This window comes from Microvirgula sp. AG722 (genome assembly GCF_003269145.1).
Lineage (GTDB): Bacteria > Pseudomonadota > Gammaproteobacteria > Burkholderiales > Aquaspirillaceae > Microvirgula > Microvirgula aerodenitrificans.
Map to the genome: position 1 here is coordinate 1 of NZ_QLTJ01000020.1, position 25876 is coordinate 25876.

At 63.3% G+C, this 25876-nt stretch carries 23 protein-coding genes; 16 read left to right on the plus strand and 7 right to left on the minus strand.

Translation table 11 applies throughout. From position 1 onward, the window contains the following. Positions 1 to 359 precede the first annotated feature (359 nt). From DFO50_RS16805 to DFO50_RS16830, 6 genes are all read left to right on the plus strand, one after another. Positions 360 to 1277 carry a WYL domain-containing protein gene (locus tag DFO50_RS16805; protein WP_112692893.1) on the plus strand — a complete coding sequence of 306 codons (918 nt, stop codon included), beginning with the start codon at positions 360 to 362 and terminating at the stop codon, positions 1275 to 1277. A 14-nt stretch (positions 1278 to 1291) separates the two neighbouring features. Beyond that, on the plus strand, positions 1292 to 3685 hold the full coding sequence (locus DFO50_RS16810) for an N-6 DNA methylase (RefSeq protein ID WP_112692894.1): 2394 nt from the start codon (positions 1292 to 1294) through the stop codon (positions 3683 to 3685). After that, entirely contained in the window at positions 3685 to 5106 is a 1422-nt protein-coding gene (locus tag DFO50_RS16815) for a restriction endonuclease subunit S (RefSeq protein WP_112692895.1), read from the plus strand. Before DFO50_RS16810 ends, DFO50_RS16815 begins: the two co-directional genes overlap by 1 nt. Beyond that, the gene (locus DFO50_RS16820) at positions 5075 to 8164 is read left to right on the plus strand and encodes a type I restriction endonuclease subunit R (protein ID WP_199489880.1); all 3090 of its coding nucleotides are present in this window, start codon (positions 5075 to 5077) and stop codon (positions 8162 to 8164) included. The genes DFO50_RS16815 and DFO50_RS16820 overlap by 32 nt, the downstream gene beginning before the upstream one ends. Before the next feature lie 16 nt (positions 8165 to 8180). Next, on the plus strand, positions 8181 to 9122 hold the full coding sequence (locus tag DFO50_RS16825) for a COG2958 family protein (protein ID WP_112692896.1): 942 nt from the start codon (positions 8181 to 8183) through the stop codon (positions 9120 to 9122). Between the two features lie 422 nt (positions 9123 to 9544). Beyond that, positions 9545 to 10117 carry a type 1 glutamine amidotransferase family protein gene (locus DFO50_RS16830; RefSeq protein ID WP_112692897.1) on the plus strand — a complete coding sequence of 191 codons (573 nt, stop codon included), beginning with the start codon at positions 9545 to 9547 and terminating at the stop codon, positions 10115 to 10117. Here the strand turns inward: DFO50_RS16830 and DFO50_RS16835 are convergent. After that, positions 10068 to 11018, minus strand: a complete 951-nt coding sequence (locus DFO50_RS16835) for a DMT family transporter (protein ID WP_112692898.1) — start codon at positions 11016 to 11018, stop codon at positions 10068 to 10070. The two genes, DFO50_RS16830 and DFO50_RS16835, sit on opposite strands and share 50 nt — an antisense overlap. Before the next feature lie 97 nt (positions 11019 to 11115). Here DFO50_RS16835 and DFO50_RS16840 point away from each other — a divergent pair, with 97 nt between their 5' ends. Further along, a complete protein-coding gene (locus DFO50_RS16840) occupies positions 11116 to 12006 on the plus strand; it encodes a LysR substrate-binding domain-containing protein (protein WP_107890307.1) in 891 nt (296 codons plus the stop codon). A 144-nt stretch (positions 12007 to 12150) separates the two neighbouring features. Next, on the plus strand, positions 12151 to 13764 hold the full coding sequence (locus DFO50_RS16845; RefSeq protein ID WP_112692899.1) for a methyl-accepting chemotaxis protein: 1614 nt from the start codon (positions 12151 to 12153) through the stop codon (positions 13762 to 13764). Positions 13765 to 13809: 45 nt separating this feature from the next. On the opposite strand, the gene DFO50_RS16850 is transcribed toward DFO50_RS16845, so the two are convergent. From DFO50_RS16850 to DFO50_RS16875, 6 genes are all read right to left on the minus strand, one after another. Further along, positions 13810 to 14463 carry an oxygen-insensitive NAD(P)H-dependent nitroreductase NfsB gene (locus tag DFO50_RS16850; RefSeq protein WP_028499233.1) on the minus strand — a complete coding sequence of 218 codons (654 nt, stop codon included), beginning with the start codon at positions 14461 to 14463 and terminating at the stop codon, positions 13810 to 13812. A gap of 26 nt (positions 14464 to 14489) precedes the next feature. Beyond that, a complete protein-coding gene (locus DFO50_RS16855; protein WP_028499232.1) occupies positions 14490 to 15035 on the minus strand; it encodes an ester cyclase in 546 nt (181 codons plus the stop codon). Between the two features lie 30 nt (positions 15036 to 15065). Next, positions 15066 to 16166, minus strand: coding sequence for an alkene reductase (locus DFO50_RS16860; protein WP_028499231.1), 1101 nt, complete (start codon positions 16164 to 16166; stop codon positions 15066 to 15068). A 90-nt stretch (positions 16167 to 16256) separates the two neighbouring features. Next, positions 16257 to 16457, minus strand: a complete 201-nt coding sequence (locus DFO50_RS16865; RefSeq protein WP_146745127.1) for a hypothetical protein — start codon at positions 16455 to 16457, stop codon at positions 16257 to 16259. Between the two features lie 154 nt (positions 16458 to 16611). Next, positions 16612 to 18066 carry an aspartate/glutamate racemase family protein gene (locus DFO50_RS16870; protein ID WP_028499230.1) on the minus strand — a complete coding sequence of 485 codons (1455 nt, stop codon included), beginning with the start codon at positions 18064 to 18066 and terminating at the stop codon, positions 16612 to 16614. Between the two features lie 166 nt (positions 18067 to 18232). Beyond that, entirely contained in the window at positions 18233 to 19159 is a 927-nt protein-coding gene (locus DFO50_RS16875) for a LysR substrate-binding domain-containing protein (RefSeq protein WP_146745128.1), read from the minus strand. Between the two features lie 177 nt (positions 19160 to 19336). Here DFO50_RS16875 and rquA point away from each other — a divergent pair, with 177 nt between their 5' ends. From rquA to DFO50_RS16915, 8 genes are all read left to right on the plus strand, one after another. After that, positions 19337 to 20068 (plus strand): rhodoquinone biosynthesis methyltransferase RquA, encoded by a 732-nt coding sequence (gene rquA / locus DFO50_RS16880; protein ID WP_051528847.1) that lies wholly within the window; start codon positions 19337 to 19339, stop codon positions 20066 to 20068. Between the two features lie 247 nt (positions 20069 to 20315). Further along, positions 20316 to 21980, plus strand: coding sequence for a nitrite reductase (locus DFO50_RS16885; RefSeq protein WP_107889100.1), 1665 nt, complete (start codon positions 20316 to 20318; stop codon positions 21978 to 21980). A gap of 64 nt (positions 21981 to 22044) precedes the next feature. After that, on the plus strand, positions 22045 to 22347 hold the full coding sequence (locus DFO50_RS16890) for a c-type cytochrome (RefSeq protein ID WP_028499226.1): 303 nt from the start codon (positions 22045 to 22047) through the stop codon (positions 22345 to 22347). After that, on the plus strand, positions 22329 to 22682 hold the full coding sequence (locus tag DFO50_RS16895) for a cytochrome c (protein WP_028499225.1): 354 nt from the start codon (positions 22329 to 22331) through the stop codon (positions 22680 to 22682). The genes DFO50_RS16890 and DFO50_RS16895 overlap by 19 nt, the downstream gene beginning before the upstream one ends. Beyond that, on the plus strand, positions 22634 to 23848 hold the full coding sequence (locus tag DFO50_RS16900; RefSeq protein WP_107889098.1) for a cytochrome D1 domain-containing protein: 1215 nt from the start codon (positions 22634 to 22636) through the stop codon (positions 23846 to 23848). Before DFO50_RS16895 ends, DFO50_RS16900 begins: the two co-directional genes overlap by 49 nt. A gap of 5 nt (positions 23849 to 23853) precedes the next feature. After that, complete coding sequence (locus DFO50_RS16905) at positions 23854 to 24846, plus strand: Lrp/AsnC family transcriptional regulator (protein WP_112692900.1); 993 nt, start codon at positions 23854 to 23856, stop codon at positions 24844 to 24846. Beyond that, positions 24822 to 25295 carry an AsnC family transcriptional regulator gene (locus DFO50_RS16910; protein ID WP_199489881.1) on the plus strand — a complete coding sequence of 158 codons (474 nt, stop codon included), beginning with the start codon at positions 24822 to 24824 and terminating at the stop codon, positions 25293 to 25295. Before DFO50_RS16905 ends, DFO50_RS16910 begins: the two co-directional genes overlap by 25 nt. Positions 25296 to 25395: 100 nt before the next feature. Further along, positions 25396 to 25875: an AsnC family transcriptional regulator gene (locus DFO50_RS16915; RefSeq protein ID WP_107889097.1), complete on the plus strand. Its 480-nt coding sequence runs from the start codon at positions 25396 to 25398 to the stop codon at positions 25873 to 25875. Position 25876 lies beyond the last annotated feature (1 nt).

A 25876-nucleotide genomic window follows, 5' to 3' on the forward strand; every position in this document is an offset into this window, starting at 1 on the left:
TCTTTGAATTCTGGGGTAAAACGCTGCGTACTCACGGACATCCTCCTATGCTCAAATCATAGGGCAGGAATGCCTACTGGAGCCGGGGCAGTCCACTATTCGCATTTGAACCTGTAAACCCGCGCTGATCCATCTCGTCACGGACGCCCCCTCTCAGCCATCTCGCCGTCGGCCCTAAACTAGCCATGACCTCCCCCCTCGGCATTCATTCAATGCCAGCCAGTTAGTTGACCCCATTGCCCACTGAGCCATATCAAATTTATTCATTTTACCCATACGTAATACTTGCTGATGGTCATCATTTTGCGTAGCATCTAGGCACTAAACAGCTTAATAGCATATAAAGAACAACTACGCAGATGCCTCATACCTCGCTGCAGGACCCTTCGATCGAATCGCTCACGCAAGCGCAGCGCGACCGGCTGGCCTTTATCGAGCTGCGTCTACGGTTTATGGGCAGCATCCGTCGGCAAGATCTGGTAACTCGATTTGGCATGCAAGAGGCCGCGGCCACACGGGATATCGGTCTGTACAAAACCCTGGCCGCCAACAACATCCAATACGACGCCAAGGCCAAGACCTATCTGATCGGAAACCACTTCAGCCCGCTGTTTTCCTACGACACCGAGCGCGTGCTGGCTTGGCTGACCCAAGGCATTGGCGACAACGCCGAGCCACAGCCCAAGACCTGGATCATCTCCGATGGCCCTGCCCTACTGGCCAAACCAGATCTGAACACCTTGTCAGCCGTCACCCGCGCCATGTACCTCGACTGCCCGCTCTCCATGCAGTACCACTCTCTGTCCAGTGGTTTAACCCAATGTGAAATCGTGCCATTTGCCCTGATCGACACTGGCCTGCGCTGGCATGTGCGTGCATTTGACCGCAAGAGCCAGGAATTTCGGGATTTTGTGCTAACGCGGATTCAACAACCGAAAGTATTAGTCGGGCAGCCGATCGCAGCGCATGAGCAGTGTGATCAGGACGCGGAATGGAATCGGACAGTCGAGCTTGAGCTGGTGCCGCATCCCGATCAACCACACCCGGAAATTACCGAGATGGATTATGGGATGCAGAACGGCGTGCTGCGTTTGACGCTGCGTGCCGCGACAGTGGGGTACACGTTGCGGAAGTGGGATGTGGATTGTTCGGCAGGACATCAGCTTTATGAAGTGCAACACCGCCTATGGCTGGTGAACTCACACAATTTGAACGGCATAGCGAACGCAAGGCTAGCGCCGGGGATCGATATGCAAACGATCCAGAAAAAACATTGAGACATTCAAAAACCATGAACGCCATCAAGCAACATGACCAAAGCCAGATCAAGTGGATTTCCGACTTCATCTGGAACATCGCTGACGACCGCCTGCGCGACGTCTATGTGCGCGGCAAGTACCGAGATGTCATCCTCCCTTTCACCGTACTGCGGCGGCTCGACGCCGTGCTCGAAGCCACGAAGGACGCGGTGCTGGAGCGCAAGAAGTTCCTCGACATCCACAAAGTGGCCGACCAGGACGGCGCGCTGCGTATGGCGGCAGGCCAGGCCTTCTACAACGTCTCGGAGTTCACGCTGGCCAAGCTGAAGGCCAGCGCGGCGGAGCAGCGGCTGCGCGATGACTTCATTGCGTACCTGGACGGTTTCTCGCCCAACGTGCAGGAAATCCTCACCAAGTTCAACTTCCGCAACCAGATCCAGAAGCTAGTGGATTCGCACGTCCTTGGCTACCTGATCGACGACTTCCTCGACCCCGAGGTCAATCTCGCCCCGCTGCCGGTGAAAGATGCTGACGGCCGCATCAAGCTACCCGCTCTGGACAACCATGGCATGGGCACGGTATTCGAGGAGTTGATCCGCCGCTTCAACGAAGAGAACAACGAAGAGGCGGGTGAGCACTTCACCCCGCGCGACGTGGTCAGCCTCATGGCCAAGCTGCTGTTCCTGCCGGTGGCCGACCGGATCGAGTCCAGCACCTATTCGCTTTACGACGGCTCCTGCGGCACGGGCGGCATGCTCACCGTGGCCGAGGAAGAACTTCACGAACTGGCCGAGCAGTACGGCAAGGAAGTCTCCATTCACCTGTTCGGCCAGGAAATCAGTGACGAAACCTACGCCATCTGCAAGGCCGACCTGCTCTTGAAGGGCGAAGGCGCGGCGGCCGAGAACATAGTCGGTGGCGCGGACAAATCTACCTTGTCCGCGGACCAGTTCCGCAGCCGCGAATTCGATTTCATGATCTCCAACCCGCCTTACGGCAAGAGTTGGAAAACCGATCTGGAGCGCATGGGCGGCAAGAAGGAATTCAACGACCCGCGCTTTATCGTCAGCCACGCGGGCAGCCCCGAATTCAAACTCATTACCCGCTCCAGCGACGGGCAGCTCATGTTCCAAGTGAATAAGCTGCAGAAGATGAAGCACAACACGCCACTGGGCAGCCGCATCGCGCTGGTGCATAACGGCTCGGCACTGTTCACCGGCGATGCGGGCCAGGGCGAGAGCAACATCCGACGCTGGGTGCTGGAGAACGACTGGCTCGAAGCCATCATCGCCCTGCCGCTCAACATCTTCTACAACACCGGCATTGCCACCTACATCTGGGTGCTAGCCAACCAGAAAGCCGCACACCGCAAGGGCAAAGTGCAGTTGATTGACGCCAGCGGCTGGTCCCAACCGTTGCGCCGTAACCTCGGCAAGAAGAACTGCGAACTCTCGGACGCAGACATCCAGCGAATCATCGACCTCTACCTCGGCGAGGCTCAGGAAACCGCCCAGTCCAAATGGTTCGACACCCAGGACTTCGGCTATTGGAAGATCACCGTCGAGCGCCCGCTGCGCCTGAAAAGCCAGCTCTCCGACGAACGCATTGAGCCCCTGCGTTTTGCCACCGGCGACGAGACGCTGCGCGCCGAGATCTACGCCACCCACGGCGACGCGCTTTATACCGAGTTCGCCAAGCGCAAACCGGCCATCGAGGCGTGGCTAAAAGGCGAGGACGAGAACGAAGACAGCGACAGCGACAGCGACAGCGACAGCGACAGCGGCGATGATGGTGAGGCCCCCGCCATCCGCAAGGCCGTGCCCGCCAAGCGCCGCAAAAAGCTGCTCGATGTCTCAACGTGGCAGCGCGATAAGTGGCTGATGGAGGTGGCTCAACGGGCGAAAAAGGCACTAGGTAGCGCCGTATTCGACGATCATAACGATTTCCGCTCTCGCTTCGATGCTGTCCTCAAGGTGCAGGGCGATAAACTCAGCGCGCCGGAGAAAAAGGCCATTTACAAGGCGGTGAGCTGGCGCGACGAAGCGGCCCCTCCGGTTATCGCCAAGCGTACCAAACTGAGTGCGGGTGTATATTTTGAGCCGGGCTATGACGGCGCGTATCTGGAAACCGTGGGCAAGAACCGTTTCATGGTCGAGTACGAGCCCGACAGCGAGCTGCGCGACACCGAGCAGGTGCCGCTGAAGGAACCGGGCGGCATCGACGCTTTCTTTGGCCGCGAAGTGCTGCCTCACGCACCGGACGCCTGGATCGCCACGGACAAGACCCAGATCGGCTACGAGATTTCCTTCGCTCGCTATTTCTACAAGCCCGCGCCGCTGCGCACGCTGGCGGAAATCCGTGCCGACATCCTCGCGCAGGAGCAGCAGAGCGAAGGGCTGCTGCACAAGATCGTGGGGGGCGCGTAATGACGGCGGAGAGCGCGTACCCGAACTACCGGCAGCCGAAGATGCGCTGGTTGCCCGCTGTGCCGGAACACTGGAACGAGCAACGCGCCAAAACCTTTTTCCGCGAGGTGGATGAGCGCTCGAAGACCGGACAGGAGGAACTGTTGTCTGTGTCACACCTCACCGGTGTTACTCCGCGTAGCCAGAAGAAGGTCACGATGTTCAAGGCTGCGAGCTACGTTGGCTCCAAACTGTGCCGTCCAGGTGACATCGTTATCAACACGCTGTGGGCGTGGATGGCTGCGCTTGGTGCGAGCAGGCACGTGGGCATCGTCAGTCCGGCCTATGGCGTGTACCGCCCGCACCACGCTGACAGCTTCAACCCGGCGTATCTCGATTACTTGTTGCGCACCCGCGCCTACGTGGCCGAATACATCGGGCGCTCGACTGGCATCCGATCCTCTCGCCTGCGCCTCTACCCGAACCAGTTCCTCGACATTGCTCTGATCCAGCCCCCACGCCCCGAGCAAGACCAGATCGTCGCCTATTTGCGCGCGCAGGACGCGCACATCGCCCGCTTCATCAAGGCTAAGCGCGAACTCATCAAGCTGCTGACCGAACAGAAGCTACGCATCATCGACCACGTCGTCACGCACGGCCTCGACACTGCAGTCGCGCTGAAGCCTTCCGGCATCGAATGGCTGGGCGATGTGCCGGAGCATTGGGAAGTGAAGCCGCTTAAACGTTGGGTGAGGCTGAATGCCCGCACGCTGGGCGAGAAGACCAGTCCAGATTTTGAGTTCCGCTACGTGGACATCGGATCGGTGCAAACCGGGCGCTTGGCAAAGGAACTTGAGCGCATCCGTTTCGAGGCGGCGCCGTCCCGAGCGCGTCGCGTTCTACGTCAAGGCGACACCATCATCTCGACTGTGCGAACGTACCTGAAGGCCATCTGGTATGTCAGTGAGGATGCGGATGACCTGATCGCATCCACCGGCTTTGCTGTGCTCACGCCTGGCAAAAGTGTGGAGCCCGAATACCTCGGTTACGTCATCCAGAGCAGTGCCTTTGTGAACCGAGTGGCGGCCAACTCCATCGGCATCGCGTATCCCGCCATCGCAGAAACTGTGCTGGGACGCTTTCCTGTGGCGTTGCCACCGACCGTGGATGAGCAGCAGGCCATCGTTGCGCACATCAAGACAGAGAGTGCGCCGCTGGACGACGCAATCGCCCGCACCGAAGAAGAGATCAAGCTGATCCGCGAATACCGCGACCGCCTGATTGCCGATGTGGTCACCGGCCAAGTGGACGTGCGGGGCTGGCAGCCCAGCCTTGAGGACGTGGTGGACGACGCGGCGCTGGCTGCGCTCGGCGATGACCCGGAAGACGTGACTGATGAGGAGGATGGCGATGGCGATGGCGATGGCGATGGCGAAGACTGACACCAGCGAGCGCTGGTTCGAGGCGCGCGTGGTGCGTGGCCTGACCGGAGTGCCGCAGCCCGAGTACAGTCATGAGGTGGCTTCCACGGACTTTGCCGCCACCCACAACGGCTACGTGCAGGGCAAGCCCACCGACTACAACCGCGACGTGGCGCTGGATGTGGCGCAGTTGCTGGCCTTCTTGCAGGCCACCCAGCCCAAGACGGTGGAAACGCTGGAACTGGCGGCGGACAGCATCAAGCGCACCCAGTTCCTGCACCGGCTACAGGGCGAGATCACCAAGCGCGGCGTGGTGGACGTGTTGCGCAAGGGCGTGAGCCACGGGCCGGTACACGTCGATCTCTACAAGCTGCTGCCCACGCCGGGCAATGCCGCTGCGGCGGATGCCTTCGGCAAGAACATCTTCAGCGTCACCCGGCAGGTGCGCTACAGCAATGATTCCGGCAACGAACTGGACTTGGTGATCTTCATCAACGGCCTGCCGGTGCTGACCGTCGAGTTGAAGAATTCGCTGACCAAGCAGACCCTGGCCGACGCCATCGTCCAGTACCAAACCACGCGCAGCCCGCAGGAGCTACTGTTCCAGTTGGGGCGTTGCGTGGCGCACGTTGCGGTTGATGACGCGGAGGTCGCGTTCTGCACCGAATTAAAAGGCAAGGCGTCGTGGTTCCTGCCGTTCAATCAGGGCTGGAACAGTGGCGCGGGCAACCCACCCAATCCGGATGGTCTGAAGACCGACTATCTGTGGAAGCAGGTGCTGACCCGCGAGTCGCTGGCCAACATCATCGAGAGCTACGCGCAGGTAGTGGTGGAGGAAGAAGCAGACGCTAGCGGCAAGAAACGCAAGAAGCGCAAGCAGATCTTCCCGCGCTTCCATCAGTTGCGCACGGTGCGTGCGCTGCTGCACCGTGCCCACAGCGACGGGGTGGGCAAGCGCTATCTGATCCAGCATTCGGCAGGAAGCGGCAAGAGCAACACGATTGCCTGGTTGGCGCACCAATTGGTGGAGCTGCGCCGCAAGGACGACCCGATGACGGCGCAGTTCGACTCCATCATCGTCATCACCGACCGGCGCGCGCTGGACACACAGATTGCCCGTACCATCAAGGGTTACGACCACGTGGCGGCGATCTTCGGCCACTCCGACAACGCGCAGGAGCTGCGTGAGTACCTGCGCCGTGGAAAGAAGATCATCGTCACCACGGTACAGAAATTCCCGTTCATCCTCGATGAGCTGGGCGACCTCTCCGGCAAGAGCTTCGCGCTGTTGATCGACGAAGCGCATTCCAGCCAAGGCGGCAAGACCACGGCGCGGATGCACGAAGCCCTCGGCGGCAAGGTTGCCGAGGAGGAGTTCGAGGAGGACAGCACGCAGGATGCGGTCAACGCCGAAATCGAGAAGCGCATCGCCTCGCGCAAGCTGCTCGCCAACGCCAGCTACTTTGCGTTCACTGCGACGCCAAAGAACAAGACGCTGGAGTTGTTCGGCGAGAAGACCCTCGTCGGCGACAAGGTGCAGTTCCGCTCGCCGGAGGAGCTGACCTACACCACCAAGCAGGCCATCCAGGAGAAGTTCATCCTCGACGTGGTGGAGAACTACACCCCCTACGATAGCTTCTACCAAGTAGCCAAGACGGTGGCGGACGATCCGGAATTCGACAAAGTGAAGGCGCTGAAGAAGATCCGTCACTACGTCGAGTCGCACGACAAGGCCATCCGCCGCAAGGCCGAGATCATGGTCGATCACTTCATCGCACAGGTCGCGGGCAAGCAGAAGATTGGCGGCAAAGCGCGGGCGATGATCGTGTGCAACGGCATCGCCCGCGCCATCGACTACTGGCGCGAGGTGTCGGATTACCTCACGCAAATTAAGAGCCCGTACAAGGCCATCGTGGCGTACTCGGGCGACTTCGAGATTGGCGGCCAGAAGAAGACAGAGGCCGATCTAAACGGGTTTCCGAGCAAGGATATTCCAGCCACTCTCAAGCAAGACCCATATCGCTTCCTGATCGTTGCCAACAAGTTCGTCACCGGCTTCGATGAGCCCTTGCTGCACACGATGTACGTGGACAAGCCGCTGGCGGGCGTGCTGGCGGTGCAAACCCTCTCTCGCCTGAACCGCGCGCATCCGCAAAAGCACGACACTTTCGTGCTCGACTTTGCCGACAACGCCGAGGCGGTGAAGGCGGCGTTCCAGGACTACTACCGAGCGACCATTCAGACCGGCGAAACCGATGCCAACAAACTGCACGACCTGAAGGCCGAACTCGACGGGCAACAGGTATATAGCTGGCAGCAGGTGGAAGACTTGGTGGCGCTGTACTTGAGCGGCGCAGACCGGGACAAGCTCGACCCAATCCTCGATACGTGCGTGGCCGAATACTCGGACAAGCTCGGCGAGGACGATCAGGTCAAGTTCAAGGGCAAGGCTAAGGCCTTCGTGCGCAGCTACGGCTTTCTTGCGGCGATTCTGAGCTATGGCCACCCGACGTGGGAGAAGCTGTCGATCTTCCTGAATTTCCTCATCCCCAAGCTGCCCGCACCCAAAGAGGAAGACCTCTCCAAGGGAGTACTAGAGACCATCGACATGGACAGCTACCGGGTGGAGGCCAAAGCGGCGCTGAAGATGGCGATGGACGACGCCGATGCAACGGTCGATCCAGTGCCACCGGGCGGTGGCGGTGGCAAGGGCGAAGCGGACATCGACAAGCTCTCCGCAATCATCAAGACCTTCAACGACCTGTTCGGCAATATCGATTGGAAGGACGAGGACAAGATTCGCAAGGTCATCGCCGTGGAGATTCCGGCGCGGGTGGCGCAGGACAAAGCCTACCAGAACGCGCAAGCGAATTCTGACAAGCAAAACGCCAGGCTGGAGCACGACAAGGCACTCAACCGCGTGGTTCTGGAGCTGCTGTCCGACCACACCGAGCTATTCAAGCAGTTCAGCGACAACCCCAACTTCAAGCGCTGGCTGACGGATACGGTGTTCGATGCGACCTATCAGCCGGGGGCGATTCCGCCGAAGACTCCGCCACAGACTGGCGTTGGCCTGTAACGGAAGGGAGTAGGAGATGAAGCTGAATTTAGTGAAGGTAGTTGTTGACTACCTGAAATCACGGCCAGGCGATAGGTTCACCGCACGACAAATTGCCGACTGGGTGTTCGCCACTTACCCGGAGGAATGTCAGGCAAAAAAAGACAACAGTCAGACTCTGGATACGGATGCCGACCTGGTGCAGCAGATCGTCCGAGAGATCAGTTCGCAGATGCCGCGTCTGCAACGTAAGCAGCCCGAACTGAAGATGACCGAGGGGCGCCCTCGCAGGTTCTACTTCTCTTTGCTTTCGGACAGCGCCGAAGTAGCTGAGGCGGAAAGTGATGGAGTCATCTCTACGGACTATGCAAGCCAGTCAAAACTTGACGAACAAGCGCTCTATCCGCTGCTGTCGCAGTATCTATGGAAGGAATTCAAGGTCTATTCCAAGCGAATCGACGAGAAGCGCTCATCCAACAAGCGCGGACCCAACGGTAACCGCTGGCTTCACCCTGACGTGGTTGGAATGGAGGACCTAGGCGCGGAATGGCACCGCGAAGTGCGCGACTGCGTGATGCAGTACTCTGACAAGAGTACCAAGCTCTGGTCGTTCGAGGCCAAGCTGCTGATCAACCGTTCGAACGTGCGCGAATGCTTTTTCCAAGCAGTATCCAACTCTTCGTGGGCAAACTTCGGCTATCTGGTCGCAGCAGAAATCGAAGGCCAGGACACGCTCAAAGAGCTGAGAATGCTGTTTGCAGCACACGGCATTGGTTTCATCAAGTTGGACGCTGAGAATCCCGCCGACAGCCAGGTCTTAATTCCTGCCCGTGAAAGAGACGAAATCGATTGGGATATGGCAAACCGACTAGCAACGGAAAACAAGGACTTTCTGGAGTACGTTAAGCTGGTGAAGCAGTTCTACCAGACTGGTGAGGCCCGTTCATCAGATTGGGATTTCCATGAAGAAACAGACTGATTTTTTTACTGCATAGTGCCCGATCTGGACGATGAAATGCGGTAAATTAGCAACACATGGGTGTCGCTCGCAGTACCCGAGTAAAGCGTTCTGCGCAGGTTTGAGTCCCAATCACGCCCGCGACTTGTCTATATTTTAAGCAAATTACAAGGGGTACATGAGGGGGTACATTTTAAAATACAGAACTTCAATTCTTTGTTTTAAAAAGACTTACAACAACAATCCGGTCCGGCCCTGGCACCAGATCTGCACGGCAAAAACCCGCATCCATGATGGACTGGCGGGTTTTTTGTTGTGCGCGAACGCATCGCGGGCCAACGCTGCTGACAGAAACTGGCAGTCGTCTCCATTACGCTCGGGGTTCCCGCAGGACCAACGCGTCCTCGGGCATCGCTCACCCTCCAGAGAGAAAGGACACGACAGTGATCCGTGCCATCACCATCCTCACCGAGAATTTTTCCGATTGGGAAACCGCGCTGATCAATGCGGTGGGTCGGGCCTATTACGGCTTCGACACCCGCTTCGCGACCCCGGGCGGTACCCCGGTCACCTCGTCCGGCGGCATGCTCGTCACCCCGCAACTGGCCGTTGAAGCCATTGACCTCGATGAACTGGAGCTGCTGATCGTCTGTGGCGGCACCATTTGGAAAACGGACCAGGCCCCGGACCTCTCGGCCCTGCTGGCTGCGGCACATGACAGAAATCTCGTTGTCGCCGGCATTTGCGACGGCACCCGGGTGCTGGCACAGGCGGGCGTGCTCGATCACCTCCGCCATACCTCCAATTCGGCAGCGAACCTGTCGGAACTGGATTACGGCGGCGCCGCCAGCTATCAGGACGTGCCTTGTGCAGTTGCCGATCAGCGCGTCGTCACTGCACCCGGCACCGCCCCGGTCAGCTTCATGGCCGAAATCCTGCATACCCTGGGCCTTGGCGGCGAAGACCTCAACGGCTACCTGGCGATGCTTGCAGCCGAGCACGCCAGGCCAGTCTGAGCCGGGCGCCGGCATTGCACAGCAGAATGCCGGCAATGATCAGCCCGCCGCCGGCACAGCTCCGCCACGTCAGCGTCTCGCCCAGCAACAGCGCGCCGGACAGGACGGCAGTCAGCGGATTCAGCGCGATAAAGCTGCCGGCCCGGGTCACGCCGATCCGGGCAATGCCGTCGTAGTACCAGATATAGGCCAGCGCCGAACCGACCACGCCCAGATACAGCAGACTCAGCCACCCGGGCCCCGAAACCCGGGCCAGCGACACCAGCTGCATCTGCCCCAGCGCAAGTGTGGCTGCGCACAGCATCGCGGTGCCCAGCAGGATGGAAAGGGTCACGGTCTGCAGCGGGCCGATGGTGGCCGACAGCTCTCTGGCGCACACGCTGTAGATGACCCAGCTCGCCACGCAGCCAAGGATCAGCGCATCCCCCCACCCGCTGCCCGCATTGCCGGCCAGCGCCGGTGCGGCATGTCCCAGTATCACCATCCCGGCCCCTGCCAGGCACAGTGCGATGCCGGACAGCTGTCCGATCGACAGGGTGTCGCGGAGAAACACCCGGGCCACCAGCGCCATCACAGCCGGGTTCAGCGCAACGATCAGCGCGGCACGCGACGCACCGATCTCGCGCAGCCCGTAAAAAAAGCACAGGTTGTACAGAAAGATCCCGAAGAAGCCGAGCAGCAGCAGTTGCAGGAATTGCCGGGTGCTCAGCCGGACCAGCGGTATCCGGCTCAGCAGCAGGAAACCGAGCAGGGCCAGGCTGGCCATGACGAAGCGCAGGCTGGCCGACAGCAGGGGCGGCATTTCATCGGACAGAAAACGCCCGGCGACAAAGGTACCGCCCCAGATCATGGAGACCAGGCACAGCTTCAGGCAGGTGATGGCATCGGCGGCAGGTTTCATCGCTTTCCGGCAGGGGGCTCATGAGCGGGGCACCATTCTTATGCTCATGACAGCTAATGGTAAAATGAGCAAAAACTCATGACAGATGCCGGATGCGATGACATTGACCCAATTGGAAATTTTCTCGCAGGTCGCGGCCTTGCGCGGCTTCACCCTGGCAGCCGCCCGACTCGGCATTTCCCAGTCGGCGGTATCGCATGCGATCAAGTCGCTGGAACAGGAACTGGGGGTCGAGCTGGTACAGCGCCATCAGGCGCGGGTCGAGCTGACTGATATCGGCCAGCGGCTGTTGCTGCGCGCGCGCAGCCTGCTCGGACTGGCCGAGACCATGCGCCAGGAAGCCGCCGATGCAAAAGGGATGAAACAGGGCACGCTGCGCATCGGCTCCTTCGGCCCGACCGCGTCGATGCGGCTGTTGCCGGCCCTGCTGGCCGACTATCGCCAGCGCTATCCGGGCATCGAGATCCATGTCGAGGAAGGGCCAGACCAGCAGGTCGTCCAGTGGCTGCGCGAGCGCCGCATCGACATCGGCTTTGTGGTGCTGCCGGACGAGAGCTTCGATAGCTGGCCGCTGCTGGAAGACCGGATGGTTGCGGTCGTGCCCCGCCGGCACCCGCTGGCGGCGCGCGATGCCCTCAGCCTGCGCGAGCTGTGCGACGATCCGTTCATCCTGACCGGCGCCGGGTCGGCCGAACTGGTCATGCGCCTGTTCACTGCCGCCGGGCTGACGCCGCAGATCCGTTACCGCTGTTCCCAGTTGCTCAGCACACTGGACACCGTGGCCCGCGGCGACGGGGTCACCCTGCTGGCCGAGCTGGCGCTGCCGGCGCACGACCAGACCGCTTATGTGTCCCGTCCGCTGGCGCCGCAGGTCGCCCGCCGGATCGGCCTGGCGGTCCTCGATCAACGCCAGTCGTCACCGGCCACGCTGGCTTTTGTCCGGCAGGCCCTCATGCTGCGGGATGCCGGCAGGCTGCTGAAACCATGATTCCGGCATTCAGTTTTCCATTTGCCCGGTGCGGGAATTCATTGTGCACATAGGTCCGGAAAACAACTTATATCTTCAACTGCCCTTCCGATAACAGTAAGTGGGTTCAATTTACCCATCCCTTCACTCCAGGCAGGGCACATCATGCGCGTCTCCACTCGGCTTGCCGTCATCATTCTCGCGAGTTTCCTGGGGTTGTTGCTACTGGCGGGCTTCTCGCTGTACAGCATCCACACGTCACTGAAAAAAGAAAAAGAAACCTTCATCATCAGCCAGCTGAAAGCGGCGGAAAGCATCCTCAAATACTACGAAGGCCAGGAAAAGCAGGGCAAGCTCAGCACCGCCGACGCACAGGCCAGAGCGGCCCAGGCGCTGGCGATGATGAAACACGGGGACTTCTATTACTTTGCCCGCACCCGGGACAATGTTCTTGTCGTGCATACCAAGGCCGAAAGGGTCGGCAAGGTCGACACCGGCAGCAAACTTCCCGATGGCCGTACCACGGTCGATGCTTACAACGATGCCCTGAAAGGCGGCACAACCTACGGGCTGACAGTGATTCTGACCTCGCGCAAGGGCAGCACGGAAGAACTGCCGAAGCTCAACGGGGTCTATCGCTTCGAGCCATGGGGCTGGGTCGTGGGCACCGGGATTTTCACGGACGATATCGAGAATACGTTCTGGAGCAGCGCCCGGGTACTGCTGGGCATCGGCCTGGCCGTGCTGCTGGTCGTGGCCGGGCTGGCCATGGCCATGTCGCGGCAGATCATCGGCGCGCTCGGCGGCGAACCGGCCTATGCGGTGCAGGTCGTCGAGGCCATCGCCGCCGGCAGGCTGGGCGACGAGATTCACACCAGGGGCAAGCCGGGCAGTCTGCTGGCCGTCATGCGTGACATGCAGGGCAGCCTGCGCGGCATGATCGAACAGATCTCCCGTTCGGCCGGCCAGCTGGCGCAAACCGCCCACAGCCTGACCGGGCAGATGGAGCGGCTGGACCAGGCCTCCACCTCCGCCAACGAGTCGACCTCATCGGCCGCGGCGGCGATCGAGCAGTTGTCGGTCAGCATCGACCATGTGACGGCCAATGCCCGCGATACCGAGGTCGATTCGCGCGGCGTCGCCGAACTGGCCCGGCAGGGCCGCACGGTCGCCCGGGAAGTCTCGGCAGGCATCCGTTCCATTTCCGGCGAGATCGGCACGGCGTCGACCCAGGTCGTGTCGCTGGCCGAGCGCACGCGCAATATCAGCGGCATTGCCGACACCATCCGCGACATCGCCGACCAGACCAACCTGCTGGCGCTGAATGCCGCCATCGAGGCGGCACGCGCCGGCGAGCAGGGCCGGGGCTTCGCCGTGGTCGCCGATGAAGTACGCAAACTGGCCGAGCGCACCGCCCAGGCCACCAGCGAGATCACCAGCATCATCCAGACCGTGGTCAAGGAAACGGTCAGCGTGTCCGCCGTCATGGACCATATCAATCCGCTGGTCGATGCCGGCGTCACGCAAGTCAATCAGCTGGCGGTGTCGCTCGGCGACATCGACGACCGGATGGAAACGACGCTGGTCCGCTTCCGCAATGTGGCCGAAGCCCTGGCCGAGCAGAGCCAGGCCGGCACCAATCTGGCCGGCGATGTCGAACGGGTGGTCGGCGTGGTCGAGGAAACCCAGTCGACGGTGCATTTCACCCGCGATGCCGCCCGACAGCTCGAGTCGCTGTCGCTCGGCCTGCAGCAGCAGGTGTCGCGCTTCACGGTCTGAACGCAGCCGGCAGGCGGACGCGCCGGGGGGACCGGCGCGAACCGCTTACAGGAAGGTGAACACGTCTTCCTGCGGCAGACGCGACTTCGGCAGTCCGGCATTGAAGTCGCTGTCGCTGTGATAGCCGAGGCTGACCAGCACCACGCTGGTAAAACCGTGTTCGCGCAGGCCCAGTTCCTGGTCCAGCTTGCGGAAATCGCAGCCTTCCATCGGCGTGGCATCGATGCCGAGCGCGGCGGCACCGAGCAGCAGGGTGCCGAGTGCCAGATAGGTCTGCTTTTCCATCCAGTGCTGCAGGTCTTTCTGGTCGTAGCGGTGCAGGTTCACGTAGCCGAGGCGACCGTTGCGCTGGCCTTCCCGGGCCTCCGGGCTCGGGAAGCGGCCGTCGGCGGCCTCCTGTTCCAGCACGCGTGCCAGATGGTCGTCGGTCATGGCCGTGCGCGCGCACAGCACGATCACATGCGACGCGTTCAGCACCTTGGGCTCGTTGTAGACGAAATCGTCATGCACGCCGCGGGCGATGCGCGCCTTGCCTTCGGCACTGTCAGCCACGACAAAGTGCCACGGTTGCGAGTTGACCGACGACGGGCTGTGACGCAGCAGGGTCAGCAGTTCGTCGATCTTCGGCTGCGGAATGCGGCGTGCCGGATCGAAGGCCTTGGTGGTGTAGCGGGTCTTGGCGATATCAGAAAGGTTCATGCCGGATTCTCCAGGTAGGGGTCAGGTCAGGCGCCAACGACGCCAAGCTGTTTCATCAGGGTCAGATTGTCCTCGATATGCCAGTTTTCGGCGATACGTCCGTCCGCCACCCGGTAGATGTCGGTGGCGATGAAGTCGACCGCCTGGCCCCGCCCCTGCAACTGGCCGAACTGGCCGCTGAAATGGCCACGGAAGCGCAGATGGACCACCACCCGGTCGCCGGCGACCACCATCTGTTCGATCTCGCAGCGCATGTCCGGTATGGCCGTGCGCATGAAGCGGGAGGCGGCCAGCGGCCCAGCCAGCCCTTGCGCCCGGCCCGGTGGCAGGGTGCGGTCGGTAAAGTCAGGCGCCAGCGCGGCGCGGGCCAGCGCTTCATCGCCAGTATTCCAGAAGCTGCCGTAGCGGCGGGCGGCCAGCGCCTGCGGCGAGTCAGCCGTCGCCTGCCCGCTGGCGGCAACGACGACGCGTGGCAGCAGCAGCGGGAGGTCCTGTGCGCTGGCAGTCAGGGTCGCGGCGGACAACAGCAGCGGCAGCAGCCAGCGTGCGGAAGAGGAAGGGAACAGGGTCATGGCAGTGTCCTTTGCAGGGTAAGGGGAAAGTCAGGCGGCGGCCGGGTAGTCGCTGTAGCCACGGGCATCGCCGCCAAACAGCGTGTTGCCGTCGAATGAAGCCAGCGGCAGGCCGTCGGCCAGCCGGCGCGGCAGGTCCGGGTTGGCAATAAAGGCGCGGCCGAAGGCGACCAGGTCGGCATAACCGTTGCCGATCACCCACTCGGCGCGGGCACGGTCGTATTTGCCGGCCACGATGATCGGCCGGCTGAAGCGGGCACGAATGTCCTGGCGGAACGTCTCGGTAAACGGCGGCGCATCGTCCCAGTCGGCTTCGACCAGGTGCAGATAGGCAATGCCGCGCGCCTGCAGATAAGTGGCCGCCTCCAGCAGGGTCGGCAGAATGTCCGGGCAGGCCATCCCGCGCGCGGTCAGGAACGGCGCCAGGCGGATGGCAGTGCGTGCGGCACCGATTTCCCCGGCCACGGCATCGACCACTTCCCGCAGAAAGCGCAACCGCTTGTCACGCGAGCCGCCGTATTCATCGGTGCGGGTGTTCGAGGTCGTGCGCAGGAACTGGTCGAGCAGATAGCCGTTGGCGCCATGGATCTCGACACCGTCGAAGCCGGCGTCCAGCGCCCGTCGCGCCGCGCGGCGAAAGTCGTCGACGATGCCGCGGATTTCATCCCGCTCCAGCGCGCGCGGCGTCGGGCAGGCGACCATGGCGCCGATCCCGGTCTGCGGATCAGCCCTCCACACCTGGCCGTCGAACGGCACGGCCGACGGCGCAACCGGCAATTCACCATGGTGGAAATCCGGGTGGGACATGCGTCCCACATGCCAGAGCTGCAGGAAGATCCGCCCGCCGGCGGCATGGACGGCATCGGTCACCAGACGCCAGCCGGCCACCTGCGCGTCACTGTGGATACCGGGCGTGAACGAGTAACCCTTGCCTTGCGGCGAGATCTGCGTCGCCTCGGTCACGATCAGCGCAGCCGATGCGCGCTGGGCGTAGTAGCGCGCATTCAGCGCATTGGGCACATCGCCGGGCTGGGTGCTGCGGCAGCGGGTCATCGGTGCCATGACCACGCGGTGCGGCACGGCGTGACCGGCAATGACGGTCGGGGTGAACAACGGGGAAGCGGTAGGCATGGCGGCAGGGCTCCGGACTCGGTGGAAGAGGCCGTGCCATTCTGCCCGGCGAGCCGCATGCCGATAATCAGGCCGCCATTTGAATCATTTTCAAATGAAAACGGGGGATCGCTTCCCGATGCCGGCGGCGGTCAACGCCTTGTGAACAACGGCCTGTGTCAGACCACGCTGATTGACCAGATTGTTGAACCTGGCCGCCAGCAGGGCTTTTGCGGACCGTTTTTCAGCATCCGTGAATCCCGGATCCATCAATACCTTGTCGGTCCCGGCGGGCATGTCATTGCGCATCATGATCATTTTCTCCTGAGTCCATAGCGGGCCGGCATGGCTTCAGGCGTTGCCCGAACCGGGTCATGCCCGACGACAATGGCACCAGCCGGCCCGGCAAGCCGTCAAAAAGGGGACGGCTTGCGGTTGCGGCAAGGCGACAGTCGGTCTTCCCCGGTCACGCCCCCTGCGCCAGTTCGACGCAACGACGCGCCAGTTCCCGGGTCGGGTCGACCAGACCGACCTCGCGACCGCCAAGGTTCAGGACGTCCTCGCCCGGCACGATCAGTGGCAGTTCGGTGCAGCCGAGGATCAGCACTTCGGCGCCGCGATCGGCCAGATGGCGGGCAGCGGCCAGCAGGTCGGCGCGGCACTCGCCGTCGACAAAGCCGGCCTTGACCCCCTTGTCGCCGTAGATGGCATTCATCACCTGCGCCTGATGGGCGTCGTCCGGCACGATCAGCGTCAGGCCGGCGCGCTCGGCCGCCCGGCGGTAGACGCCGCTGCTCATCGTGCCGCTGGTGGCCAGCAGCCCGACCGGCGGACAGTGCGGGTAGCGTTCGGCAATCCGTGCCATGGTCACGTCCGGCATGCTGATGACCGGGATCGACAGATGCGGCTGCAGGTCGCCAAGGTAGGCATGCGCGGTATTGCACGGAATGGCGATCATCGCCGCACCGCCGGCCTCCAGCCGCTTGCAGGCGGCATACAGCGCGATCGACGGGTCCGGCCCGCGGCCGAGGATGTGCGCGGTCCGGTCCGGAATCTGCGGATTGTGTTCGACCAGCAGCCGCACGTGTTCCTGGTCGCGCTGCGCCCGTGTCAGCCTGACCAGCTTGTCCATGAAATCCACCGTCGCCGCCGGTCCGACGCCGCCGACGATACCGACCTTGACCGGCTCACCGGCCGGCACGGCATCGCGCTCCAGCGCATGGTCAGCATAGACCCGGTTGCTGTCGATCAGCCGGATGCCGCGGGCGGCCAGTCGTTCGGCCAGCAGCGCCACTTCGGTCGAGGCGGCGAGGATGACCCCGACCCCGTCAGCCTGCAGACTGCGGCAGGCCTGCATCACGGCTTCCAGCGCGGCATCGTCGAGGTAGCCGGCCTTGAGCCCGCGCGGGCCGTAGATCGCCTCCATCAGCCCGGCCTGGGCGTCGGCGGACGGGTAATGCAGCGGATGGCGCGCGCCGAGATGGCTTTCGAGCAGGCCGGCACGGCGCACGTAGTCGCAGGTCAGCACGCCAAGCGGCGTGCCGGCCGGCAGCTCGCGTTCGAGATGGTCGGTGACTGCCGTCATCAGGTTGACGATCGGCAGCGCGGTTTCGGCCTGGATGTCGTCGAGGAAGGTATGGCAGATGAACGACGGCAACAGCACCCGGTCGACACCCTGGCTCTCGAAGTGCCGGACGATGTTGAATACGTAGAACTTGCTCTCGCGCGGATCGGCCTCGCCCCGGGCCACGGCGTCGCCTTCGCTCAATGGCTGCTGCTCCAGCAGCACGTCAGGCTGGGCCTCGCCCTGGCGCGCCGCGCGCTGGACCAGCTTGAACAGCACGTCGGCGCCTGCCAGCGCACCGACCCCGCCGACGATGCCGAAGCGGCGCTGCCCGACCCTCTTGTCAACCGAATTCATTCCACCCTCACTCGCTGCGCGCCGGCCCATCCGGCGTCATGCGTCATGATGCAGACGGAAACGCGTCCGGCGATGCGTATTCAGATGCCGGGTATGCGTGGAATGAATAAGTGCCCATGCAGCCCCCGAATCCTGCGTCCGGTCGGGCCACACGGGGGGCGCGGACTCAGTCCGGCAGGTCGCGACCGCTCAGGTGCTGCCACAGCCGCACCAGCGCCGGCTTGCGATTGTTCAGGTCGCAATACAGGCGGATGCCGAGCGGCAATTGCCAGCGCTGGCCGCCAGCGCGGACCAGCCGGCCCTCGGCCAGTTCCTGGCTGACCACCATTTCCGGCAGCCAGGCCATGCCCAGCCCCTGCAGCACCAGCTCCTTGGCCTGGTCGGACATGTCCGACTCATAGCGTCGCAGCAGGGCATACGGCTGGCCGGCGTGGTCCAGCAGGTACTGCACGGCGCGACGCAGGTAGGCGCCGGTCGCAAACGAGATCAGCGGTACCGGCACCTGACGGGTCCCCGGCAGCGCGTAACGCGGCCGACCGTCGAGGCCCGGCGCCGACACCGGCAACAGTACGGTGTCGCCCAGCGGCAGGAACGCGTAGCGCGTCTCGTCCAGCAGCACCGGCAGCTCGGTATGGTGATAGCACAGCAGCAGGTCGGCCGAGCCGTCCGACAGGGCCTTGATCGCCTTGTTGATGCTGGCGGTCACCGCCCGCACGCTGATGTCGCTGTAGTCCTGCCGTACCGTCTGCAGCCACGACGGCACGAAATTCACCGACAGTGAATGCCCGGCAATGACCCTCAATGAATGTGCGTCCGGATTGACCTCGCCGCGCAGCATGCTGCGCGTCTCCAGCAGCCGGCGCAGGAAGTGCTCGGCATTGTCACGGAACAGCACGCCTTCCGGCGTCAGCGTCAGTGGCAGGCCGCGACGCTCGATCAGCGGTACGCCGACCCAGTGTTCCAGCGCCTGAATGTGACGACTGAGCGACGGCTGCGAGATGTGCCGTTCCTCCGCCGCGCGTGAAAAGCTGCGGGAAGACGCCACACTCAGGAAATCCTCGATCCAGCGGATGTCCATAATTCGTTCGCTCACCACTCGTCAATGTTGAAAACGCGTCACTGTGCCGCATCGCTGGCCAGCGCGCATCGGGAAATCGAATATCTTTCGTCGATATACTGCATAAGTGATTGCTGATTTACATGATCCATCTCAATAAAATTCCGGATCGCCTCAACTAGCCTAAGATTTTCCACGAGGCATTACATCAGGATGGACACTCAGACTAGCGCCGCCCCACTGACCAATGACGTGGTCGACCCCTATTACGAAGGTGTGCCCGATTACATGGTCGACGTCTATGACTGGGCCTATGTCAATCCGGTCCAGGTCGATCGGCTCGACCACAACCTTGTGGTTCGCGTCCTGCTGTTCGGCAACGACCAGCGCCTGATGCGGGCCTATCTGAACGAGATCCGCCCCGGCATGCGCGTCTGGCAGGTCGCCCATGTCTACGGCGATCTGGTGACCCGCGTCGCCGACAAGGTCGGTCCGCAGGGCAGCTTCCACCTGACCGACATCACGCCGGCACAGGTCGAGCACGCCGAACGCAAGCTGGCCGGCCGGCCATGGGCGCAAGTGTATCGTGCCGACGCCGCCCATTTCGACGGACATGGTGAATATGACCTGATCTGCAGCTTCTTTTTGCTGCATGAAGTGCCGGAAGACAAGAAGCGCGAAATCGTCGACCACATGCTGGCGCGGGTGCCGGTCGGTGGCAAGGCGGTGTTCGTCGACTACCACCGGCCGTCGATGTGGCAGCCGATCCGCTGGATCCTGAAGGTGGTCAACGCCTGGCTGGAACCGTTCGCCAACGCGGTGTGGAAGCACGAACTCAGCCATTACGCGACCCATGCCGACCGTTTCGACTGGAACAAGCGCACCTTCTTCGGCGGCGTGTACCAGTGCACGGTGGTCACCCACAAGGCCGCCCCGGACGCCTGATTCCTCCTGCCGCCGGCCACCCGGCCGGCGGCAATCCGCCTTCCCGCCTTCCGTCACTGCCCGCCCGGCGTCATGCCGGCACCTTGACGCGAATCAATGAGCATTTTCCGCTTGTCCATCAGCATGTCATCGTCAATGGAATGACTGTCATGCCCTCGCACCCCATGGACATGACGCCAGCCCGGCCGGCGCCATTCCAGGTCACGGTTTTCCCCTCTTTCTCCAACCTGCAACAGAAAGAAGAACCATGAAAGCGAGACGGTTCCCCCGCTGGATTCTCCCGGCGCTGGCGCTGCTGCCACTGGTGGTCGGGCAGGCTTACGCCGCCGACGACGGCCTGCACAAGAATGCCAATCCCAAAGCACCGAAGATGACCGAGGCCGAATTCACCAAGGCCAGGCAGATCTATTTCGAACGCTGCGCCGGCTGTCACGGCGTGCTGCGCAAGGGCGCTACCGGCAAGCCGCTGACACCGGACATCACCCTGGAGCGCGGCAGCGAGTATCTGAAGACCTTCATCAAGTACGGCAGCCCGGCCGGCATGCCGAACTGGGGCACGTCCGGCGACTTCACCGACGAGGAAGTCGACCTGATGGCGCGCTACGTCCAGCAGGAACCGCCGACACCGCCGGAGTACTCGCTGGCGGACATGGAGAAGAGCTACAAGGAACTCGTTCCGGTCAGCAAGCGTCCGACCCGGAAGATGAACAAGCTGAACCTCGACAACCTGTTCTCGGTCACCCTGCGCGACGCGGGTGAGGTTGCGCTGATCGACGGCGACAGCAAGAAGATCATCAACATCATCAAGACCGGCTACGCCGTCCACATTTCGCGCATGTCGGCCTCGGGACGCTACCTGTTCGTGATCGGCCGCGACGCCAAGATCGACCTGATCGACCTGTGGATGCCGGTGCCTGACCGGGTTGCGGAAGTCAAGGTCGGCCTGGAAGCGCGTTCGGTCGAAACCTCCAAGTTCAAGGGCTACGAAGACAAGTACGCGATCGCCGGCACCTACTGGCCGCCGCAGTACGTCATCATGGAAGGCAGCACGCTGAAGCCGCTGAAAATCGTGTCGACCCGCGGGATGACGGTCGATGGCGAATATCACCCCGAGCCGCGCGTGGCCTCCATCGCCGCCAGCCACTACCGCCCCGAGTTCGTGGTCAATGCCAAGGAAACCGGCAAGATCATGATGGTCGACTACACCGACCTGAAGAACCTGAAAACCACCACCATCGACTCGGCCAAGTTCCTGCATGACGGCGGTTTCGACTCCACCGGCCGCTACTTCCTGGTTGCCGCCAACGCGTCGAACAAGGTCGCCGTGGTCGATACCAAGGAAGACAAGCTGGCCGCACTGGTCGACGTCGGCAAGACGCCGCACCCGGGTCGCGGCGCGAACTTCGTCCATCCGAAATTCGGTCCGGTCTGGGCCACCAGCCATCTCGGCGACGACACGATCAGCCTGATCGGTACCGATCCGGTCAAGCACAAGGCCAGTGCCTGGAAGGTGGTCGAGACGCTGAAGGGCCAGGGTGGCGGTTCGCTGTTCATCAAGACCAATCCGAAGTCGAAGAACCTGTGGGTCGACACCCCGCTGAACCCGGACGCGAAGCTGAACCAGTCGGTGGCCGTGTTCGATATCAGCAAGCTGCAGAGCGGCTATGAAGTACTGCCGATCGTCGAGTGGGCCCAGTTGAAGGGCGCCGGTGCCAAGCGCGTGGTGCAGGCCGAGTACAACCAGGCCGGCGACGAAGTGTGGTTCTCGGTCTGGGGCACCAAGGACCAGGAGTCCGCACTGGTCGTGGTCGATGACAAGACCCGCAAGCTGAAGGCCGTGATCAAGGATCCGAAGCTGATCACGCCGACCGGCAAGTTCAACGTCCACAATACCCAGCACGACGTGTATTGATCCGATGGCGGGCAGGGAGCCCTTCCCTGCCCGCCTGTTTTTGTCCGCCAACCGGAGTTCCACCATGCACAACCTTATCGTGACCGCTTTCGCCTTCGGCGCCCTGCTCGTCAGCGGCGCCGCCCAGGCCAACGAAGCCCTGGCCAAGAGCAAGAACTGCATGTCTTGCCACACCGTCGACAAGAAACTGGTCGGTCCGGCGTACAAGGACATCGCCACAAAATACAAGGGCAAGAACATGGAAGCCCAGATGGTGCAGTCGATCATCAAGGGCAGCAGCGGCAAGTGGGGTCCGATCCCGATGCCGGCCAACAATGTGTCCGAAGGCGATGCCAGGACGCTGGCCAAATGGATCCTGTCGCTGTAAACCGGTGCCGGCTCGCCGGCATGGCGCTGTTCGCCATGCTGGTCTCGGCACCGGCCTTCGCCACCGACCCGCCCTCGCCACAGCGCCAGCGCCAGCTCGCGCACTGGCTGCGCGACGACTGCGGCGCCTGCCACGGCATGACGCGCCAGGGCGGGCTCGGCTCGCCGCTGACCGCCGCCGCCCTGGCGGACAAGCCGGCGTCGGGTCTGGTGGCCACGCTGCTTGACGGGCGTCCCGGCACGGCAATGCCGCCGTGGCGACCGTTTCTGACTGAAGACGAGGCCGTATGGCTGATCGAACGATTGCAGCGCGGCGATCCTCTCGCCGTGCCCTGATTCCCGCGCTTGCGCTGGCCTGCCTGAGCGCACTGGCCGGTTGCAGCACCGCCCCGGCCGCACGCGGTACCGGCGACCTGGGCCTGATCATCGAACGGGCGACCGGCCGCGCCCAGATTGTCGATACCACGCAGCATCAGCGCCTGGCCACCGTCAGCGGGCTGGGCGACCTGTCGCACGCGTCGGTAGTGTTCTCGCGCGACACCCGCTATGCGTATGTGTTCGGCCGTGATGGCGGTCTGACGCGCATCGATCTGCTGTCGGCCCGCATCACCCATCGCGTGGTGCAGGCCGGCAATTCCATTGGCGGCGCCATCAGCCAGGATGGCCGCATCGTGGCCGCGCAGAACTACGAACCGGGCGGCATCCGCCTGTTCGATGCCGCCACGCTGAAGCCGCTGGCGGACATCCCGGCCATCGGCGCGGACGGCCGCCGCTCGAAGGTGGTCGGTCTGGTCGACCTGCCCGGCCAGCGCTTCGCCGCCAGCCTGTTCGAGTCGGGAGAGATCTGGCTGATCGACGCCAGCGACCCCGCGCACCCGAAAGTGGACAAACTCGCCGCCGGCAAGCAGCCGTACGATGCACTGGTCACGCCGGACGGGCGCCATTATCTGGCCGGCCTGTACGGCGAGGACGGGCTGGCCCGGGTCGATCTGTGGCAGGACCCGCCGGCGGTACGCAAGGTCATGTCCGGCTATGGCCGGGGAGAAACGCCGCTGCCGGTGTACAAGATGCCGCACCTGCGCGGCTGGGCCATCGCCCAGGGCGAAGCCTGGCTGCCGGCCATCGGCCGCCATGAAGTGCTGGTCGCCGACACCCGCGACGGCTGGAAGGAAAACGCCCGCGTCGCGGTCGCCGGCCAGCCGGTCTTCGTCATGGCGCGTCCGGACGGCCGCCAGGTCTGGGTCAATTTCGCCTTCCCCGACAATGACACCCTGCAGGTCATCGATACCCGGAGCCGGCGTGTGGTCCGCACGCTGAAACCGTGCCGGGGCGTGCTGCACATGGAGTTCACGCCGAAGGGCGAGGAAATCTGGTTCTCGTGCCGCGACGACAATCGGGTCGAGGTCTACCGTACCGACACGCTGACCCCGGTCGCCTCGCTGCCGGCCGACAACCCGAGCGGCGTGTTCTTCACCCCGCGCGCCTACCGCTTCGGCATGTAGCGCCCATGTCCGATGATCGCGCCCTGTTCGACACGCTGCAGCGCGATTTTCCGCTGCAGTCCCGCCCGTATCATGTCGCCGCCGCGGCCTGTGGTCTCGACGAGGCGGACCTGCTGGCCCGGCTGGCGGCCGGGCTGCAGTCCGGCCGCATCAGCCGCATCGGCGCGGTATTCGCGCCGAACGTGATCGGCGCCAGCACACTGGCCGCGCTGGCCGTGCCGCCCGATGCACTGGACGAGATGGCCGCGCGGGTCAATGCCTGTCCGCTGGTCAACCACAACTATGCCCGCCATGGTCATGCCTGCAACCTGTGGTTCGTGCTGACCGGCCGCGACCGGGGGCAGCTCGATGCCGCGCTGGACGATATTGCCATCGCGACCGGTCTCCCGCCGCTCGACCTGCCGCTGGAGCGCGAGTACCACATCGATCTCGGTTTCGCCCTCGACGGCCCGCAACGGCAGCGAACGCCCCGGACACCGGTGGCGCGACCGGTACTCGATGCAGCGGACTGGCGGCTGATCGCCGCGCTGGAGCGCGGCCTGCCACTGGTGGCGCAGCCATACGAGGCACTGGCGGCCATGGCCGGCCTGAGTCCCGGGCAGGTTGGCGAACGGCTGCGCACCTGGTGCGACAGCGGCGTGATCCGTCGCTTCGGCGTGGTGCTGCGCCACCGCGAATTCGGCTACCGCAGCAATGCCATGTGCGTCTGGGACGTACCGGACACCGACGTCGACGCCATCGGCAAGCGCCTCGCCGCCCACCCGGCGGTAAACCTGTGCTACCGGCGACCGCGCCGGCCCGGCTGGCCGTACAACCTGTTCGCCATGATCCACGCCCGTTCCAGCCAGGCAATGGCGGACGATATCGCCGGCGTGGTCCGCCATGCCGGTCTGGCCCCCCATCCCCGGTTGGTGCTGCCCAGCACCACCTGCTACCGCCAGCGCGGCGCACGCTATGCCTGCGAGGAGTCCCCATGCGACACAACGACGCCAGCCTGATGCCGCTCGACGACACCGACCGCCTGATCATCAACCGGCTGCAGGACGGTTTTCCGCTGGTTTCACGCCCGTATGCGGCAGCGGCAGCCGCACTGGGGCTGGACGAAGACACGCTGCTGGCGCGGCTCGATGCGCTGCTGGCGCGCGGCGTGCTGACCCGCTTCGGCCCGCTGTTCCAGATCGAGCGCGCCGGCGGCCGTTTCGTGCTGTGCGCGTGTCATGCACCGGCAGAACGGTTCGACGCCATTGTCGACGCCATCAACGCGTTCCCGGAAGTTGCGCACAATTACGCGCGCGAACACCACCTGAACCTGTGGTTCGTGGTTGCCATCGAGTTCGCCGGCACACTGGACGATACCCTGGCCCGGATCGCTGCCGCGGCCGGCGTGCCGGTGCTGCCGTTCCCGAAACAGCGCGAATTCATCGTCCATCTGCGGCTGGAAGCCTGAGATCCGGACCGGGCCCGACCGCCGCCATTGATCTGCGTTAAGGCGCCGGCCCCCCGGTCATTTTTATGCTGTCAGCACAATGCCACGCAAGGGAAACGACATGCTCGACCCGCTGGACCGGGCGCTGATACGCGCCACGCAGTCGGGGTTGCCGCTGGTGCCGGAACCCTACCTTGCCCTCGCCAGCGCGCTCGGCACCACCGAGGCCGATATCATCGCCCGGCTGGCAGCCATGCGCGAAGACGGCCTGCTGCGGCGCATCGCCGCGGTACCGAACCACTATGCGCTCGGCTATCTCGCCAATGGCATGACGGTCTGGAACGTCGACGACGCAGAGGCCGATGCACTCGGCGCGGAAGTGGCCCGGCTGCCCTTCGTCAGCCACTGCTACCTGCGCCCGCGCCGTCTGCCGGACTGGCCGTACAACCTGTTCGCCATGGTCCATGCCCACGACCGCGTCGAAGCGGCGGCCCTCGGCGATCGCATCGCCGCCGTACTCGGCGCCGCCTGCCATGGACGCGATGTGCTCTATTCGACCCGAATCCTGAAAAAAACCGGCCTGCGCCTGACCGGGGAGTAAT